Raw genomic sequence first — 19,933 nt, 5'->3', positions numbered from 1 at the left:
ACGGTCAGACAGCCGGCGCACCGAGCTTCGAGATCGCGTCCCACAGGGTTTCCGCGGTGGAGAAGGTCTCGGAGTTCAGGAAGTCGTGGATGAACTCGACACCGTACGTCTCCTCCAGGGAGGCGAGCAGGTCGACGGTGCCCATCGAGTCGAGGCCCAGTTCGCGGAGACTGACGTCGGGCCGCAGTTCGTCACCGGCCTCCAGATACGGCAGGTGCCGACGGATCGTGTTCTCGAACTTCTTGTCCCACATGCTGACTCCGAATGTCGATTCCCGACCTGGGCGGGATTTCCAGGATGCCTTGCGAGTTTGACGATACCCGCGCCGGGAGTGCGGGCCGCAACCCCTTACCACCCCTCTCCTGGAGGCAGAATGAACCTGACCGACGGGCCTGCGCTGCATGCCCGATTCCTCCGCGGCCTGGCCGTCTCGCCCGACCGCCTGGCGGTCCGGCTGGGCGCCGAGTCGCTGACCTACACCGAGGTGCACCGCCGCGCGCTGAGCTGGGCGGGCGCCCTGCTGGCCGGCCCCGGTGAGCCGCCCGAGGTGATCGGGGTGTTGGCCGGCAAGGGGGTCGAGGCGTACGTCGCGATCCTGGCCGGGCTCTACACCGGCCGCACCGTGGTGCCGCTGCGCTCGGACTTCCCGGTCGCCCGGACCCGCCGGATGCTCGAGGTGGCCGGGGTGCAGGCCGTGATCGCCGACCGGTTCGGCCTGGCCAACCTGGTCGAGCTGGCGGCCGAGGGCCTCGACCTGCCGGTGCTCGCCCCCGGCCACGGGCTGGACGAGGCCGGGCTGCTGCGCGGCCTGCCGCTGCGCGGGATCGCCCTGGACGAGCGGGACGCGCTGACCGAGCCGCGCCCGGTGAGCGCCACCGACCGGGCGTATGTGCTGTTCACCTCGGGCTCGACCGGCACCCCGAAGGGCGTGCCGATCAGCCACGGCTCCACCCACCACTACTTCGAACTGCTGGACCGGCGCTACGACTTCAACGCCGACGACATCTTCTCGCAGACCTTCGACGTCAACTTCGACTGCGCGGTCTTCGACATGTTCTGTGCCTGGGGCGCCGGCGCCACCCTGCTGGCGCTGCCCAACGAGGCGTACCACGACCTGCCCGGCTACCTCACCCAGCAGGGGGTGACGGTCTGGTTCTCCACGCCGAGCGCGATCTCGCTGGTGCGCCGCACCCGGGGGCTGAAGTCGGACTCGATGCCCGGCCTGCGCTGGAGCCTGTTCGCGGGCGAGGCACTGCGGGCCGCGGACGCCACCGACTGGCAGGACGCCGCGCCCAACTCCACCCTGGAGAACATCTACGGGCCGACCGAACTGACCGTCACCGTCACCGGCTACCGCTGGGACCGGGACACCTCGCCGGTGCTCTGCGTCAACGGGCTCACCCCGATCGGCACGGTGCACGAGGGCCACGACTTCGTGCTGCTCGCCCCGAACGGCGTGCCCTCGCTGACCGAGGGCGAACTCTGCATCACCGGACCGCAGATGACCACCGGCTACCTCGACCCGACGGACGACCAGGGCCGGTTCCTGGAGCATGAGGGCCGCCGCTGGTACCGCACCGGCGACCGGGTGCGGCAGCACGGCAACGGGGTGCTGGTCTACCTCGGCCGGCTGGACGCCCAGGTGCAGGTGCAGGGCTGGCGGGTCGAACTGGCCGAGATCGACCACGCGCTGCGGGTCTGCGCCGGGGTGCAGGACGCGGTGGCGGTGGCCCGGGAGGGCGCGAACGGCACCGAGCTGGTGGTCTTCTACGTCGGCGAGAAGTCGCCGCCGGCCGAACTGGCCCGCCAGCTGCGGGAGGTGCTGCCGCACAGCATGGTGCCCCGGCACTACCGGCACGTCGCGGAGTTCCCGCTGAACGCCAACCGCAAGGTGGACCGCGGCCTGCTGGCCCGGCAGGCGGCCGCCGAGCTGGAGGCCGTAGCTGCCTGACGACACGGCCGTCGGCCCCGACCTCCAGCGGAGGTCGGGGCCGACGGCCATTCAGGTGAGGTGACGTCAGGCGACGCTCGCCGCCAGCACCTTGCGGTCGATCTTGCCGTTCGGGGTGACCGGGAGGCTGTCCACCACCCGCAGCTCGTGCGGGGTCATGTAGGCCGGCAGGGTCTCCTTGCAGAAGGCCCGGATCTCGTTCTCGCTGATCTGCTGGGCATCCTTGGCGGTCACCACGAAGGCGCCGAGCACCGGCTCCTTGTCGGCGCGCGGCAGCACCAGCGCGGCGGCCGCGGTGATCCCGGGGAACTCCAGGATCCGGCGCTCCACCTCGCCGAGCTCGACCCGGTTGCCCCGGATCTGCACCTGGTTGTCGGCCCGGCCGCAGAAGTACAGCTCGCCGTCGGCGCCCTGGTAGGCCAGGTCGCCGGTGCGCAGCACCAGCTGGCCGGACTTGGGGTTCAGCGGGTCCGGCACCTGGGCCGCCCGGGTCGCCTCGGGGTCGTCCCAGTAGCCGGTGAACAGCGACGGGGCGCGCAGGTGGATGTGGCCGACGACGCCGGGCTCGGTGATCGGCACCAGGTCCTCGTCGACGATGGTCATCTCGGCACCCGGGTAGGCGAAGCCGATCGAGAGCTTCTCCAGCTCGTCCGGCAGCGGGTTGGGCACGTCGGTGAAGGAGGCGGCCATCGACTCGGTGGCGCCGTAGCAGTTGACCAGCCGGGCGTTCGGCCGGGCCCGCTGGAGCAGCCGCAGCTCGGGCAGCGGGAAGTCCTCGCCGCAGAACAGCACGCCGCGCAGCTTCTCCAGCTCGGCCAGCCCGGCGAGTTCGTGCCGCAGCACTCCGCGCCAGATCGACGGCACGCCGTTCACCTGGGTCACCTCGGCCTCGTTCAGGAAGGCCAGGAAGCGCCGGGGCCAGGGCAGCGCCGCGCGCGGCACCGGGACGACGGTGGCGCCGCTGCCCAGCGCCAGGCCGATGTCCAGCAGCGAGAAGTCGAACTGCAGCGGTGAGGTGGTGGCCACCCGGTCCTCGGTGCCGACGATGCCGGCCGCCAGCATGCCCCGGTAGAAGGCCACCACGCCGCGGTGGCTCATCACCACGCCCTTGGGGCGCCCGGTGGTGCCGGAGGTGAAGATCATGTACGCCGGGTCGGTGGCGGACGCCTCGCGGCGGTGGCGCACCCGGGCCACCGGCGGGCGCTCCACGGCCAGCCCGTTCGGCCCGAACCTGGCGGTGCCGACCTCGGCCGGGATGCCCTGCCGGGCGCCGGTCGGGCTCTGCAGGTGCAGCGCGGGCGCGGTGGTCGAGATGATCGAGTGCAGCCGCTTGTCCGGGGTCTCCGGGCTGACCGGGATGAACGCGACCCCGGCCTTGGAGCAGGCCAGCAGCAGGGCGATGGCGTGCCCCGAGGTGTCGGACTCCAGGATCACCCGGTCCCCGATGTCGAGGCCGAGGTCCAGCAGTGCGGCGGCGTACCGCTCGACCCGGTCGGCGAGCTCCCGATAGGTGGTGGTGACCAGCCCGCCGACTCCGTCGGATTCGACCACGGCGGGTCGTTCGGGAGCGAATGCGACCGGGGCGAGCATGAATTCATGAATTCGCTCGGCAGGCCGCTGCGCGTAATTCTCGGCACTCAAGTTCACGTGAATCAGTCCCCTGTCGGCTAGAGCTATCCAGGGTTTTGGTACCACGGATGTGCCGCCCCTTGTACACCCGTAATCCCACTCTGGGGGCCCTAGGGGGCCTTAGGGGCTTGGGCGCGTGTTCGAGTTTCCGTAGTGTGCGTTTCTGTGGCTGCCCGTGGGCTGCCCGTGCGTGGCCTGCCGGCGAAGACGGATAAAGTGGAGCGTATCTCGATGAGCGAGTCTGGGAGTTTCGTTTCCGGTGACGGGCAGACGCCGGTGGACCGGTCCGAACTGGTCCGTCGACTGGAGGCGCTGCCGGTTTCCGAGCAGCGCCGCGTGCTGCTCGACCTGGTGAGTGAGCAGACCCGGGCGGTGCTCCGCAGAGTGCGCCCCGGCGTCGATCCGGTGGTCGAGGCCGACCGCCCGTTCAAGGAGCAGGGCCTCGACTCGCTCGGTCTGGTCGAGGTGCACGCCCGGCTGAACGCGGCCACCGGACTGGCCCTGCCGGTCACGGCGGGCTTCGACCACCCGACCCCCGCGCTGCTCGCCGAGTACCTTCGGGCCGAGGCACTGGGCCTGCCGGAGGACGCCGCGGTGTCCACCCTGGCGGCGTACGCGGACGACGAGCCGATCGCGATCGTCGGCGTCGGCATCCGCTTCCCCGGCGAGGTGACCACCCCCGAGGCGCTCTGGCGGATCGTCAGCGAGGGCCGCACCGTCTCCGGTGACTTCCCGGACGACCGCGGCTGGGACCTCGACAACCTCTTCGACCAGGACCCGGACGCACCGGGCCGCAGCTACACCCGCAAGGGTGGATTCCTTTACGACGCCGCCGAGTTCGACGCCGACTTCTTCGGTATCAGCCCGCGCGAGGCGCTCACCATGGACCCGCAGCAGCGGGTCACCCTGGAGGCCGCCTGGGAGGCGCTGGAGCACGCGGGCATCGACCCGACCGGGCTCCGCGGCACCCGGGCCGGCGTCTTCCTGGGGGCCGGCGCGCACGAGTACGGCGTCCGCTCGCACGAGAGCCCCGAGGGCCTGGACGGCTACCTGCTGACCGGCACCGCGCTCTCCATCGCCAGCGGCCGGGTGGCCTACACCCTCGGGCTCGAGGGCCCGGCCCTCACCATCGACACCGCCTGCTCCAGCTCGCTGGTCGCGCTGCACCTCGCCGTCCAGTCGCTGCGCCGGGGCGAGTCCTCGCTCGCGCTGGCCGGTGGCGTCACGCTGATGGGCAGCCCGGCGATCTTCACCGAGTTCAGCCGCCAGCGCGGGCTGGCCGAGGACGGCGTGATCAAGGCCTTCGCCGAGGCCGCCGACGGCACCGCCTTCGGCGAGGGCGTCGGTGTGCTGGTGGTCGAGCGGCTCTCCGACGCCCAGCGGCTCGGCCACCCGGTGCTGGCCGTGGTGCGCGGCACCGGCATCAACCAGGACGGGGCCAGCAACGGCCTCACCGCCCCGAGCGGCGCCGCCCAGCGGCGCCTGATCCGTGACACCCTGGCCACCGCCGGGCTGACGGCGGATCAGGTGGACGCGGTCGAGGCGCACGGCACCGGCACCACGCTCGGCGACCCGATCGAGGCCCAGGCCCTGCTGGCCACCTACGGCAAGGGCCGCCCCGAGGACCGGCCGCTCTGGCTCGGCTCGGTGAAGTCCAACATCGGCCACACCCAGGCCGCCGCGGGCGTGGCGAGCATCGTCAAGGTCATCATGGCGCTGCGGCACGGTGTGCTGCCGCGCACCCTGCACGTGGACGCGCCGTCCAGCAGCATCGACTGGTCCGCCGGTGACGTCCGGCTGCTGACCGAGGACCAGGACTGGCCGCGGGACGCCGAGCGCCCCCGCCGGGTCGGTGTCTCCTCGTTCGGCGTCAGCGGCACCAACGCGCACGTGATCATCGAGGAGCCGCCGGCCGTCGAGCCCGCCTCGTCGAGCCCGGAGCCCGGCGCCGCGACCCCGGTGCCGGTCACCGTCAGCGCCAAGACCGGGCAGGCCCTGCACGGCCAGGCCGAGCGGCTGCTCGCGCTGGCCGAGGCCGACCCGGAGCTCACCCCGGCCGACCTCGGCCACTCGCTCGCCACCACCCGCGCCACGCTCGCCGAGCGGGCCGTCCTGGTGGCCCAGGACCGCGACGAACTGCTCGCCGGACTCCGGGCGTTGGCGGCGGACGCGGAGATCCCCACGCTGTTCCGGGGCACCGCTCCGGCCGGCCGGCTGGCCTTCCTGTTCACCGGCCAGGGCTGCCAGCGGCTGGCGATGGGCCGTCAGCTCTACGAGACCTACCCGGTCTTCGCCCGGGCCCTCGACCAGGCCATCGGCTACCTCGACCTGCAGCTCGAACTCCCGCTCTGGGACGTGCTGTTCGCCGCCGAGGACTCGCCCGAGGCCGAGCTGCTGCACCAGACCTGCTACGCCCAGGTCGCGCTGTTCGCGGTCGAGGTCGCGCTCTACCGCCTGGTCGAGTCCTGGGGCCTGCGCCCGGACTTCCTGGCCGGCCACTCGGTCGGCGAGATCGCCGCGGCCCACGTGGCCGGGGTGCTCTCGCTGGAGGACGCCGCCACCCTGGTGGCCGCCCGCGGCCGGCTGATGCAGGAACTGCCCACCGGCGGCGCGCTGGTGGCGATCCAGGCGAGCGAGGACGAGATCCTGCCGCTGCTGACCGACGGCGTCAGCATCGCGGCGGTGAACGGCCCGCGCGCGGTGGTGGTCGCGGGCGAGGAGGACGCCGTCCTGGCGATCGCCGCCCGGTTCGAGCGGACCAAGCGGCTGAACGTCTCGCACGCCTTCCACTCCCCGCTGATGGAGCCGATGCTCGAGGAGTTCGGCCTGATCGCCGGGATCCTCGACTACTCCGCCCCGCGCATCCCGATCGTCTCCACCGTCACCGGCCGCCCGGCCACCGCCGAGGAGCTGACCTCGCCGGACTACTGGGTGCGGCACGTCCGGGAGTCGGTGCGCTTCCACGACGCCGTCCAGACCCTGGCGGCGAACGGCGTCCGGAGCTTCCTGGAGCTCGGTCCCGACGCGGTGCTGGCCGCGATGGGCCCGGACTGCCTGCCCGAGCAGGCCACCGACGCGGTCTTCGTCGCGGCGCTGCGCGCCGGGCGGGACGAGGTCGGCGAGCTGGTCTCGGCCGTCGCCCGGATGCACGCCCGGGGCGGCGCGCTCGACGGCGACACCCCGTACGCGGGTCTCGCGCCGCGCCGGATCCCGCTGCCCACCTACGCGTTCCAGCGCAAGCGGTACTGGCTGACCGCGCCGACCGTCGCCGCCGACGCCGCCGGTCTCGGCCAGGACGTCGTCCAGCACCCGCTGCTGGGTGCGGCGGTCAGCCTGGCCGGTTCGGACACCGTGGTGCTCACCGGCCGCCTCTCGCTGCGGGCCCAGCCCTGGCTGGGCGACCACGTCATCGCGGGCGTGGTCCTGCTGCCCGGCACCGCCTTCGTCGAACTGGCGCTGGCCGCAGGCGATCAGGTCGACTGCGACCTGGTCGAGGAACTCACGCTGGCCGCCCCGCTGGTGATCCCGGCCGAGGGCGACGTCGCGCTGCAGGTGGTGGTCGGCGTCGCCGACGGCTCCGGCCGGCGCACCGTCGAGTTCTACTCCCGTACCGAGGACGGACCGTGGGAGCGGCACGCCGAGGCCGTGCTCGGCTCCGGCGTCCCGGTCGCGGACGCCGCCGAGCTGGCGGTCTGGCCGCCGCAGGGCGCGCAGCCGCTCGACGTCAGCGGCCTGTACGAGCAGATGGCCGGTCAGGGGTACGGCTACGGACCGGTGTTCCGCGCCGTCCGGGCCGCCTGGCAGCTCGGCGGCGAGGTGTTCGCCGAGGTCGCCCTCGACCAGGAGGTCAAGGCCGACGCCTTCGGTCTGCACCCCGCGCTGCTGGACGCCGCGCTGCACGCCGCCGACCTGGCCGGTCCGGTGCCGGAGGGCACCCGGGTGCCGTTCGCCTGGTCCGGGGTCGCGCTGCACTCGGTCGGCGCCTCCGCCGTCCGGGTCCGGATCACCCCGAACGGGACGGACACCCTGGCGCTGACCATCGCCGACCCGGCCGGTCTGCCGGTCGCCCGGGTCGAGTCGCTGGTGCTGCGTCAGGTCTCGGCCGAGCAGCTGGAGGCCGGGCGGGCGGGCCGCCGCGAGCCGCTCTACCGGATCGGCTGGCAGCCGCTCGCGCTGCCGGCCGGTGCGGCCGCCGAGGGCTTCGTCCGCCGCCCGATGATCGCCACCCCCGAGGGTGAACTGCCGGACGTGGTCCGGCTGGTGACGGCCGACGCGCTGACCGCCGTGCAGGACTGGCTGGCCGACGAGAGCACCGAGGGCGCGCGGCTCGTGGTGATCACCCGGAACGCGGTGGTGGCCCGGGACGGCGACCCGATCGACCCGGCCCAGGCGGTGGTCTGGGGCCTGGTCCGCTCGGCCGAGGCCGAGAACCCCGGCCGCTTCGTCCTGGCCGACCTGGACGGCAGCGCCGAGTCCGAGCGCGCGCTGACCGCCGCGCTGGCCTCCGGTGAGACCGAACTCGCGCTGCGGGACGGCGAGTTCCTGGTGCCCCGGGTGACCGCGCTGCCGGCCGAGGCCGAGACCGGTGACTCCCCGTGGAACGCCACCGACACCGTGCTGATCACCGGCGGTACCGGCGGCCTGGGCGGCCACCTGGCCCGCCACCTGGTCGCCGAGCACGGCGTCCGGCACCTGCTGCTGACCAGCCGGCGCGGCGCCGACGCACCCGGTGCGGCCGAGCTGAGCGCCGAACTGGCCGAGCAGGGCGCCACGGTGACGATCGCCGCCGTGGACGCCGCCGACCGCGCGGCGCTGGCCGCCGTCCTGGCCGAGGTGCCCGCCGAACACCCGCTGACCGCCGTGGTGCACACCGCCGGTGTGGTCGACGACGGCCTGGTCGGCTCGCTCACCCCGGCCCGGGTCGACCACGTGATGCGCCCCAAGGTGGACGCCACCTGGAACCTGCACCAGCTGACCGAGGGTCAGGACCTCCGGGCCTTCGTGCTCTACTCCTCGACCGCCACCGCCCTGGACGGCGCGGGGCAGGGCAACTACGCTGCCGCCAACCTGTTCCTGGACGCGCTGGCGGCGCAGCGCAAGGCGGCCGGACTGCCCGTCACCTCGCTGGCCTGGGGCCTCTGGCTGGGCGGCGCGGGCATGGGCGCCGACCTGGACGAGGCCGCGCTCCAGCGGGCCCGTCGGCTCGGCATGGCGGGCCTGCTCCCGCACGAGAACCTGGCGCTGTTCGACCGCGCCCTGAGCACCTCCGAACCGTCCGTCATCCCGGTCCGGATCGACCTGCGGGCGCTCCAGGCCCGGGCGGACGGAGTCCCGCAGCTGCTGCGCGGCCTGGTCCGCAGCGTCCCGCGCCGCGCGGCGGCGGGAGCCGGCCGGTCGGCCGACGAGACCCCGCTGGTGCAGCAGTTGGCCGGGCTGGCCGAGGGCGAGCGGGTGGAGACCCTGCTCGACCTGGTCCGCACCCACGCCGCCTCGGTGCTCGGCCACGACAGCGCCGAATCGGTCAGCGCCACCAGGGCGTTCAACGAGCTCGGCTTCGACTCGCTGGCCGCCGTCGAACTGCGCAACCGCCTCAACGCCGCCACCGGCCTGCGGCTGAGCGCCACCCTCACCTTCGACTACCCGAACCCGCGCGCCCTCGCCGAGCACATCGCGAGCAAGGTCACCAGCACCCCGGCCACCGCCCCCCGCCGCGAGCGGGTGGCCGGTGTCGTCGGCGCCGACGACCCGATCGCGATCGTCGCGATGGCCTGCCGCTACCCGGGCGGGGTCACCTCGCCCGAGGGCCTGTGGCAGCTGGTGGACGAGGGCCGGGACGTCATCGACCGGTTCCCCGCCGACCGCGGCTGGCCCGCCGACCTGTACGACCCGGAGCCCGGGAAGCCCGGCAAGAGCTCCAGCCGCGAGGGCGCCTTCCTGTACGACGCCGGACAGTTCGACGCGGACTTCTTCGGCATCAGCCCGCGCGAGGCCCAAGCGATGGACCCGCAGCAGCGACTGCTGCTCGAGGTCTCCTGGGAGACCCTGGAGCGGGCGGGCATCGACCCGCACGCGCTGCGCGGCAGCGACACCGGCGTCTTCGCCGGCGTGATGTACCACGACTGGGGCCTGCGGATGGGCCCGCTCCCCGAGGAGATCGCGGCCTACCACGGCAACGGCAGCCTGGCGAGCGTGGTCTCCGGACGGGTGGCCTACACCCTCGGCCTGGAGGGCCCGGCGGTCTCCGTCGACACCGCGTGCTCCTCCTCGCTGGTCGCGATGCACTGGGCGATCCAGGCGCTCCGCCAGGGCGAGTGCTCGCTCGCGCTGGCCGGTGGTGTGACCGTGATGTCCACCCCCGACACCTTCATCGACATGAGCCGCCAGCGCGGCCTGGCCGCCGACGGCCGGTGCAAGTCCTTCGGCGCCGGGGCCGACGGCACCGGCTGGGGCGAGGGCGTCGGCATGCTGCTCCTGGAGCGGCTCTCCGACGCCCAGCGCAACGGCCACCAGGTGCTCGGTCTGATCCGGGGCTCGGCGGTCAACTCCGACGGTGCCTCGAACGGCCTGACCGCGCCCAACGGTCCCTCGCAGCAGCGGGTGATCCAGCAGGCGCTGGCCACGGCCGGCCTGACCACCTCGGACGTCGACGCGGTCGAGGGCCACGGCACGGGTACGACGCTGGGCGACCCGATCGAGGCGCAGGCGCTGCTCGCCACGTATGGCCAGGACCGGCCGGAGGGGCAGCCGCTCTGGCTGGGCTCGCTCAAGTCCAACATGGGCCACACCCAGGCGGCGGCCGGGGTCGGCGGCGTCATCAAGATGATCGAGGCGATCCGGCACGGCGTGCTGCCGCGCACGCTGCACGCCGAGCAGCCGTCCGACAAGATCGACTGGGAGGCCGGTGCGGTCGAGCTCCTGACGGAGGCTCGGGCCTGGCCGGAGACCGGTCGGGTGCGGCGGGCCGGTGTCTCGTCCTTCGGCATCAGCGGCACCAACGCGCACGTGATCGTCGAGCAGGCTCCGGAGGTTCCGGCGGCCGTGGTGGAGCCGACCGCTCCGGTCGGTGACGCCACGCTCGTGCCGTGGGTCATCTCCGGGCGGACCGCCCCGGCGCTGCGTGCGCAGGCGGCCGGGCTGCGGACGTACCTCGACACCCTGGCGGACGGTGAACTCGCCTCGTCCGCCCTCGGGTTGGTGACCGGCCGGGCCGGTCTCGAACACCGCGCGGTGGCGCTCGGCGCGGACCGTGCCCAGCTCGCGGAGGCGCTGGACGCGCTGGCGGAGGGGGCGGGTGCCGCCGACTTCGTACGGGAGGGCAAGCTCGCCTTCCTGTTCACGGGGCAGGGGTCGCAGCGGCTCGGGATGGGGCGTGAACTGCACGCTGCGTTCCCGGTGTTCGCGGCGGCCTTCGACGAGGTGCTGGCGGAGCTGGACGGGTCGCTGCGGGAGGTCATCTGGGGTGACGACGCTGACGAGCTGAATCGCACGGTGAACACGCAGGCCGCGTTGTTCGCGGTCGAGGTGGCGCTGTTCCGCCTGGTGCAGTCGTGGGGTGTGCGGCCTGACTTCGTGTCAGGGCACTCCGTCGGTGAGATTGCGGCCGCACACGTGGCCGGGGTGATCTCGCTCTCCGACGCCGCCAAGCTGGTCTCCGCTCGTGGTCGGCTGATGCAGGAACTGCCGGCCGGTGGCGCGATGGTGGCGATCCAGGCGACCGAGGCGGAGATCCTGCCGCTGCTCACCGACCGGGTGAGCATCGCGGCCGTCAACGGCCCGCGCTCGGTGGTGATCTCGGGTGACGAGGCCACCGTGCTGGAGATCGCCTCCGGTTTCGAGCGCACCAAGCGCCTGAGCGTCTCGCACGCGTTCCACTCGCCGCTGATGGACCCGATGCTGGACGAATTCCGGACCGTGGTCAGCGGGTTGACCTTCGCCGAGCCGAAGATCGCGGTGGTGGCGTCCGGTAGCTTCACCGACCCCGAGTACTGGGTGAGTCACGTCCGCGACGCGGTCCGATTCGCCGACAACATCGGCCGGTTGGAGTCGCGCGGCGTCACCACGTACCTGGAGATCGGCCCCGACGCCGTCCTCACCGCCGCCGGCGCGGACAACCTCGGCGAGGACTCCGAGGCCCTCTTCGTCTCCACCCTGCGCCGCGAGCGCGGCGAGGAGCGTGAGCTGCTGACCGGCCTGGCCCGCGCCCACGCCCGGGGTGTCACCGTCGACTGGACGGCGCTGCTGCCGGGAGCACAGGCCCGGACCGACCTGCCGACCTACGCCTTCCAGCGTCAGCGGTACTGGATCGACCTGGTCGGGGTCGGCTTCGGCGACCTCGGTTCGGCGGGCCTGGAGGCCGTCGACCACCCGATGCTCAGCGCCGCGGTGGTCTCGCCGGACAACGGTGGTGTGGTGCTGACCGGCAGGCTGTCGATCGACACCCAGGCGTGGATCGGTGACCACGGTGTGCTGGGCAACGTCCTGCTGCCGGGTACCGGTTTCGTCGAACTGGCCGTCCGGGCCGGGGACCAGGTGGACTGCGGCCGGGTGGAGGAACTGACCCTGGAGGCGCCGCTGATCCTGGCCCCCGGCGGGGCGGTTGCTCTCCAGGTGGTGGTCGGTGCCGCCGACGCGGCGGGCACCCGGTCCGTCTCGGTCTACTCCCGCCCCGAGGGCGGCGCCGACCAGGACTGGACCCGGCACGCCAACGGTGTGCTGGCGCCCGAGCCGACGGCACCCGAGTTCGAGCTGACGATCTGGCCGCCGCAGGGCGCCACCGTCATCGACGTGGAGAACGCGTACGAGCGGCTGACCGACCGCGGCTACGGCTACGGCCCGGTCTTCCAGGGCCTCAAGGCCGCCTGGCGCCGTGGTGACGACGTCTTCGCCGAGGTCGCTCTCCCCGCTCAGTCGCACGCCGAGGCCGCCCGCTTCGGGCTTCACCCGGCGCTCCTCGACACCGCGATGCACGTGGACCTGCTGCTGGACGGTACGGCCGGGGACGAGGGCGAGACGCTGCTCCCGTTCTCCTGGAACGGGGTGTCCCTGCACGCGGCCGGCGCCAACGCGCTCCGGGTGCACATCCGCCGGGTCCGGGGCGCCGAGGTCTCGGCCATCGGTGTCGCCGACACCAGCGGCCAACTGGTCGCCACCGTCGAGTCGCTGGTCTCCCGTCCGGTCTCCTCCGAGCAACTGGCGGCGAGTCAGGGCAAGTTGAACGAGATCCTGCACCGGGTCGACTGGCAGCGCGGCGAGCTCGTCGCCGCTTCCGTCACCGTGCCGACCTTGGCCGAGCTGCTGGGCAGCGACGCCGAGGTCCCGGCGGTGGTGCTGCACCGGATCACCGCGCCGGCCGCCGCCGACGTCCCGGCCGGAGTCCGGGCGGCCGTCGCCGACGCGCTCGGGGCCGTGCAGAGCTGGCTGGCCGACGAGCGGTTCGACGGCTCGCGGCTGGTCCTGGTGACCCAACAGGCCGTGGTGGCAGGGGAGTCCGAGGCGATCGAGCTGGCGCAGGCCCCGGTCTGGGGTCTGGTCAGGTCGGCCATCGAGGAGAACCCGGGCCGGTTCGCCCTGCTCGACCTGGACGGCTCCGCCGAGTCCGACCGGGCCCTCCCTGCGGCCGCCGCCGCGGGGGAGCCGGAGGCCGCACTGCGGGCCGGACAGCTCCTGGTGCCCCGACTGGCCCGGGTGGCGATCGCCGCGCCGGCCGTGCCGGTCTGGGACTCCACCGGCACGGTGCTGATCACCGGCGGGACCACGGGTCTGGGCGCGCTGGTGGCCCGTCACCTGGTCGCCGAACACGGCGTCAGGCACCTGCTGCTGACCAGCCGGCGCGGCGCGGACGCACCCGGTGCGGCCGAGCTCAGCACTGAACTGGCCGAGCTGGGCGCCGAGGTGGCGATCGCCGCCGCCGACGTCTCCGACCGGGCGGCGCTGGCCGCCGTGCTGGCCGGCATCCCCGCCGAGCACCCGCTGACCGGTGTGGTGCACGCGGCGGGCGTGATGGACAACGCGCTGATCGAGGCACTGACGCCGGATCAGTTCGACTACGTGCTCCGCCCGAAGGCCGACGCCGCCTGGCACCTGCACGAGTTGACGCAGAGTCAGGATCTGACCGCCTTCGTCCTGTTCTCCTCCGCCGGTGGCCAGGTACTGGCCGCCGGGCAGGCCAACTACGCGGCCGCCAACGTCTTCCTGGACGCGCTGGCCACCCACCGCAGGGAGGCGGGCCTGCCCGCCACCGCGCTCGCCTTCGGCATGTGGGCGGTCAACACCGGCCTCGGTGACGTCACCGCCGCCGACCTGGACCGGATGAACCGGCTCGGCCTGCCCGCCCTCACCGCCACCGAGGGCCTGGCGGCCTTCGACGCGGCGACCGGCACCGAGCACCCGCAGCTCGCGGCGCTCCGGATCGACCGGACCGGCGTGCTGGCCCGCGGCGAGGGCATCCCGGCCCTGCTGCGCGGCCTCACCGGCGGCCCGGCCCGGCAGCGGGCGCAGGCCGGCGGAGCGCAGGCCGACGGCAACGCGCTGGCCGGGAAGCTGGCCGGGCTGACCGAGGCCCAACGCGACCGGCACCTGCTGGAGTTGGTCCGTACCCAGGTCGCCGCCGTGCTCGGCCACGCCGAGATCGACGCGGTCGGCGCCGACCGGGCCTTCAAGGACCTGGGCTTCGACTCGCTGGCCGCCGTCGAGCTGCGCAACTCGCTCGGCGGGGCCACCGGGCTCCGGCTGCCCGCCACGCTGGTCTTCGACTTCCCGACCTCCCGCGCGGTGGCCGACTTCCTGAAGACCAAGCTGGCCGGCAGCACCGCGCCCAAGGCCCCGGTGGCCCGCCCGGCCGCCGAGGCCGTCGCGGACGAGCCGATCGCGATCGTCTCGATCAGCTGCCGCTTCCCCGGCGGGGTCCGCTCCGCCGAGGACCTGTGGCGCCTGGTGGTCGACGGGGTGGACGCGGTCTCGGAGTTCCCGACCGACCGTGGCTGGGACATCGAGTCCATCTACGACCCCGAGCCGGGTCTGGCGGGCAAGACCTACGCCCGGACCGGCGGCTTCCTGCACGACTCCAACGAGTTCGACCCGGAGTTCTTCGGCATCATGCCGCGCGAGGCCCTCGCGATGGACCCGCAGCAGCGCTTGCTGCTCCAGGGCGCCTGGGAGGCCTTCGAGCTGGCGGGCATCGACCCGCAGTCGATGCGCGGCAGCCAGACCGGTGTGTACGCCGGGGTGATGTACCACGACTACGGCACCCGACTGCCGTACGTGCCGGAGGAGTTGACCGGCTACATCGGCAACGGCAGTGCGGCGAGCATCGCCTCCGGCCGGGTCGCCTACACGCTCGGCCTGGAGGGGCCCGCCGTCACGGTGGACACCGCCTGCTCGTCCTCGTTGGTTGCTCTGCACATGGCGGTCCAGGCACTGCGGGCCGGTGAGATCACCATGGCGATCGCGGGCGGTGTCACCGTGATGCCGACGCCGGAGCTGTTCGTCGACTTCAGCCAGCAGCGCGGGCTCTCCGCCGACGGCCGCTGCAAGGCGTTCTCCGGCGCCGCCGACGGCACCGGCTGGTCCGAGGGCATCGGGCTGCTGCTGGTCGAGCGGCTCTCCGACGCGGAGCGCAACGGTCACCCGGTGCTCGCCGTGATCCGGGGCAGCGCGATCAACCAGGACGGTGCCTCGAACGGGCTGACCGCGCCCAACGGTCCCTCGCAGCAGCGGGTGATCCAGAAGGCGCTGGACGCCTCCGGCCTCTCCGCCGCCGACATCGACCTGGTCGAGGGTCACGGCACCGGCACCCGGCTGGGCGACCCGATCGAGGCGCAGGCGCTGCTCGCGACGTATGGTCAGGACCGGCCGGAGGACCGGCCGTTGTGGCTCGGTTCGATCAAGTCCAACATCGGCCACGCCCAGGCGGCGGCCGGTGTCAGCGGTGTGATCAAGATGGCGATGGCGGTCCGCAACGGCCTGATGCCGCGCACCCTGCACGTGGACGAGCCCTCGCCGCAGGTGGACTGGACGGCCGGCGAGGTCCGCCTGCTGACCGAGGCCAGGGAGTGGCCGCAGATCACCGGGCCGCGCCGGGCCGGTGTCTCGTCCTTCGGCCTGAGCGGGACCAACGCGCACCTGATTATCGAGCAGGCTCCCGTGCCCGCCGAGCTGACGGTCGCTCAAGATGATTCTGAGCTCCCGCTGGTGCCGCTGCTGTTCTCCGCGAAGAGCGCGAAGAGCCTGCCCGCCCAGGCGGCGAAGCTGCTGGACCGGATCCTCGGAGACCAGGAGCTGAGCCTGCTCGACGTCGGCTTCTCGCTGGCCACCGGCCGGGCCCAGCTGGACCACCGGGCCGTGGTGCTGGCCGGGGACCGCGACTCGGCGATCGTGGCGCTCACCGCGCTGGCCGAGCAGAGCGGACACCCCACCGCCGTCACCGGCATCGCCGCACCGGGCGGCCTGACCGCCTTCCTGTTCTCCGGCCAGGGCGCCCAGCGCCTCGGCATGGGACGTGAACTGCACGCCGCCTTCCCGGTGTTCGCCGCCGCCTTCGACGCGGCGCTGGCCGAGCTGGACGGCCACCTGGACCGCCCGCTGGGCGAGGTGGTCTGGGGCGAGGACGCCGAACTGCTCAACCGGACGGTGTACACCCAGAGTTCGCTGTTCGCCTACGAGGTCGCGCTGTTCCGCCTGGTCGAGTCCTGGGGCCTGCTGCCGGATGTGCTGGTCGGCCACTCGGTCGGCGAGCTGGCGGCCGCGCACGTCGCCGGGGTGTTCTCGCTGCCGGACGCGGCCCGGCTGGTCGCGGCCCGCGGCCGGCTGATGCAGGAACTGCCTTCGGGCGGTGCGATGGTGGCGATCCAGGCCACCGAGGAGGAGATCCTCCCGCTGCTCACCGAGCGGGTCAGCATCGCGGCGGTGAACGCGCCGCGGTCGGTGGTGGTCTCCGGTGACGAGGCCGAGGTCGAGGCGGTGATCGGCAGCTTCGAGGGCCGCAAGACCAACCGGCTGCGGGTCTCGCACGCCTTCCACTCACCGCTGATGGAGCCGATGCTCGACGAGTTCCGGCAGGTCGCCGAGAGTGTCGCGTACGGCGTCCCGGAGCTCCGGGTGGTCTCCAACCTGACGGGTACGGAGGCGAGTTCGGAGCAGCTCGGCTCGGCCGAGTACTGGGTGCGGCACGTCCGCGAGGCGGTCAGGTTCGCCGACGGGATCGGCTTCCTGGAGCGCGAGGGCGTCACCCGGTACGTCGAGCTCGGCCCGGACGGTGTGCTGACGGCGCTGGCCGGCGGGACGCTCGCGGGCGACGGCCTCGTCCTGGCCGCCACCGCCCGCAAGGACCGGACCGGTCCCGAGGCGCTGCTCGCGGCGCTGGCCGAGCTCCAGGTGGCGGGCAACGGCCCGGACTGGGCGGCGTTCTTCGCCGGGCACGGTGCCCGGCGGGTCGATCTGCCGAGCTACGCCTTCGAGAAGCGGCACTACTGGCTGGACGTCCCGGCCCTGCCCGGCGGCGACGTCGCCGGGATCGGCCAGACGCCCGCCGAGCACCCGATGCTCAGCGCCGTGGTGGTCTCCCCGGTGGACGGCGGCGTGGTGCTCACCGGCCGGCTCGCGATGGACACCCACCCCTGGCTGGCCGACCACAACGTGCTCGGCACGCTGCTGCTGCCCGGCACCGGCTACGTCGAACTGGCACTGCGGGCGGGCGAGGAGGTCGGCTGCGACCTGGTCGAGGAGCTGACCATCGAGGCGATCATGCCGCTCACCGCGACCGGCGGCACCGCCGTCCAGGTGGTGGTCGGCGCGGCCGACGCCTCGAACCGGCGCACGCTGGAGGTCTACTCCCGGTTCGAGAACGCGCCGGACTACGTGGACTGGACCCGGCACGTGTCGGGCTTCCTGGCCCCGTCCGAGGCGACCGCGACGGTGCCCGCCGCCTTCGACGTCACCTACGGCTCCTGGCCGCCGGCCGGCGCCGAGGAGGTCGACATCAGCGACGTCTACGACTACCTGACCAGCCAGGGCTACTACTACGGCCCGCGCTTCCGGGGCCTCAAGGCGGTCTGGCGCCGGGGCGAGGACGTCTTCGCCGAGGTCGCCCTGCCGGACGACGTCCGGGAGGAGGCAGCCGGCTTCCGGGTCCACCCGGCGCTGCTGGACGCGGCGTTGAGTGCGACCGACTTCCTCGGCGGCTACCGCCCGCAGGACATCGGCTCCTCGCACCTGCCGTTCGCCTGGACCGGCGTCTCGCTGCACGCCGGCGGCGCCGCCCGGATGCGGGTGAAGCTCAACTCGACCGGCCCCGACGCGGTCCGGCTCGAACTCGCCGACTCCACCGGCCTGCCGGTGGCCACCGTCGAGCAGCTGGTGGTCCGGGCGATCACGCCGGACCGGATCGCCGCCGGTGCGGCCGCCTCCACCGGGCTCAAGCAGCACGAGTCGCTGTTCCGGATCGGCTGGAGCCACCTGCCGCTCGGTGCGGCGGGCAGCGCCACCGCAGCCGGCCGGGTGATCGTCGGTGACGCGGCCGGGCTGGACCTCGACCTGCCGGTGTTCGAGAGCCTGACGGCCCTCGCCGACGCGGCCGGGACCGTGCAGCCCGAACTCATCCTGCTGCCGGTCCGCTCCGGTGCCGGCGAGGTGCCCGCCGACGCGCGGGCCGCGCTGGAGGGTGTGCTGAGCACCCTTCAGCAGTGGCTGGCCGAGGACCGGTTCGCCGACACCCGCCTGATGGTGCTCACCCGGGGCGCGGTCGCGGTCGAGGAGGACGAGCGGATCGACCTCGCCCAGGCCGGTGTCTGGGGCCTGGTGCGAGCCGCCCAACAGGAGAACCCGGGCCGGATCCTGCTGGTGGACCTGGACAGCGGCAACGTGCCGGTCCAGCTCGCCGCGCTGGGCGAGCCCGAGTTGGCGGTGCGCGGCGTCGACGTCCGGGTGCCCCGGCTCGCCGGGGTGGCGGAGAGCGGCGTCCCGCCGGTCTCCCCGTGGGACTCCGAGGGCACGGTGCTGATCACCGGTGGCACCAGCGGACTGGGCGCCCTGGTGGCCCGTCACCTGGTCGCCGAACACGGCGTCAGGCACCTGCTGCTGACCAGCCGCCGCGGACTCGCCTCGCCCGAGGCGGCGGCCCTGGCGGCCGAGCTGACCGAGGCCGGCGCGGAGGTCACCGTCGCGGCGGCCGACGCCGCCGACCGGGCGGCGCTGGCGGGCCTGCTGACGGGTATTCCGGACGCCCACCCGCTGCGCGGCGTGGTGCACGCGGCGGGCGTGATGGACAACGCCCTGGTCGGTTCGCTCACTCCGGAGCAGCTGGACAACGTGCTGCGGCCGAAGCTCGAGGCGGGCTGGTACCTGCACGAGCTGACCAAGGACCTCGACCTGACGGCGTTCGTGCTGTTCTCCTCCTGCGCCGGGCTGCTGGTCGGCACCGGGCAGGCGAACTACGGCGCGGCCAACCGCTTCGTCGACGCCCTCGCCGTCCACCGCCGGGAGCTGGGCCTGCCCGGCACCTCGCTGGCCTTCGGTCTCTGGACCCAGAAGACGGGCCTGGGCGGCGGCGTCACCGAGGCCGACCTGCACCGGATGAACCGGCTCGGGATGCCCGCGATGACCGGCGAGGAGGGCCTCGCGCTCTTCGACGAGGCGCTCGGGCTCACCGAGGAGGCGGTGCTGGTGCCGATCCGGCTGGACGTGCCCGCGCTGGCGGCGGTGGCGGACGAGATCTCGCCGCTCTTCCGCGAGCTGGTGCGCAGTCAGAACCGGCGCCCGGCCCGCACCACCAAGGCCAAGGCGGTGGCGGTGGAGGCCGAGCCGGCCGGTCAGCTCTCGCTGGAGCAGCGGCTCGCCGGTCTGGGCCGGGCGGAGCGGGACCGGTTCCTGCTCGACCTGGTGCGCAACCACGTCGCGGCGGTCCGCCACGACGACCCGGCGGCGATCGACGTCACCCGGGGCTTCACCGAGCTGGGCCTCGACTCGCTGGCCGCGATCGAGCTCCGCAACCGCCTGCAGACCGCGACCGGCCTGCGGCTCCCGGCCACGCTGATGTTCGACTACCCGAACCCGGGTGCGCTGGCCGAGTTCCTGCTCACCGAGCTGCTGCCCGGCCTGGAGGACAGCGAGCCCGAGGCATCGGCGCAGTCGGAGCTGGACGAAGGCGAGTTCCGCCGGGCCCTCGGGGCACTCCCGCTGGCCGCACTCCGGGAGGCGGGCCTGCTGGACGCGCTGCTGAAGCTGACCGCCCCTCAGGCCACGGCCCCTCAGGCCACCGCCCCGGCCCCGGCGGCCGACATCACCACCATGGCCATCGACGACCTGGTGCGGGCCGCGCTCGCAGCCAACTCGAACTGAGCGAAAGGTATCCCCACACCG

General features: G+C 73.6%; 4 protein-coding genes. 2 read left to right on the top strand and 2 right to left on the bottom strand.

All coding sequences use genetic code 11. The features are described 5' to 3' along the window. Nucleotides 1–4 precede the first annotated feature (4 nt). A complete protein-coding gene (locus tag F4556_RS08145; RefSeq protein ID WP_184912927.1) occupies nt 5–253 on the bottom strand; it encodes an acyl carrier protein in 249 nt (82 codons plus the stop codon). A gap of 120 nt (nt 254–373) precedes the next feature. Between F4556_RS08145 and F4556_RS08140 the strand changes: the two genes are divergently transcribed. Then, a complete protein-coding gene (locus tag F4556_RS08140; protein WP_184912925.1) occupies nt 374–1,951 on the top strand; it encodes an AMP-binding protein in 1,578 nt (525 codons plus the stop codon). A gap of 66 nt (nt 1,952–2,017) precedes the next feature. Here the strand turns inward: F4556_RS08140 and F4556_RS08135 are convergent, their stop codons facing one another. Next, the gene (locus F4556_RS08135) at nt 2,018–3,502 is read right to left on the bottom strand and encodes an AMP-binding protein (RefSeq protein WP_376775669.1); all 1,485 of its coding nucleotides are present in this window, start codon (nt 3,500–3,502) and stop codon (nt 2,018–2,020) included. Nucleotides 3,503–3,811: 309 nt separating this feature from the next. Here F4556_RS08135 and F4556_RS08130 point away from each other — a divergent pair, with 309 nt between their 5' ends. After that, nucleotides 3,812–19,912, top strand: a complete 16,101-nt coding sequence (locus tag F4556_RS08130) for a type I polyketide synthase (RefSeq protein ID WP_184912921.1) — start codon at nt 3,812–3,814, stop codon at nt 19,910–19,912. Nucleotides 19,913–19,933 lie beyond the last annotated feature (21 nt).

Source organism: Kitasatospora gansuensis, from assembly GCF_014203705.1.
GTDB lineage: Bacteria > Actinomycetota > Actinomycetes > Streptomycetales > Streptomycetaceae > Kitasatospora > Kitasatospora gansuensis.
The sequence above is the reverse complement of the archived record's forward strand: the minus strand, read 5'-3'. Positions and strand labels throughout refer to the sequence as shown.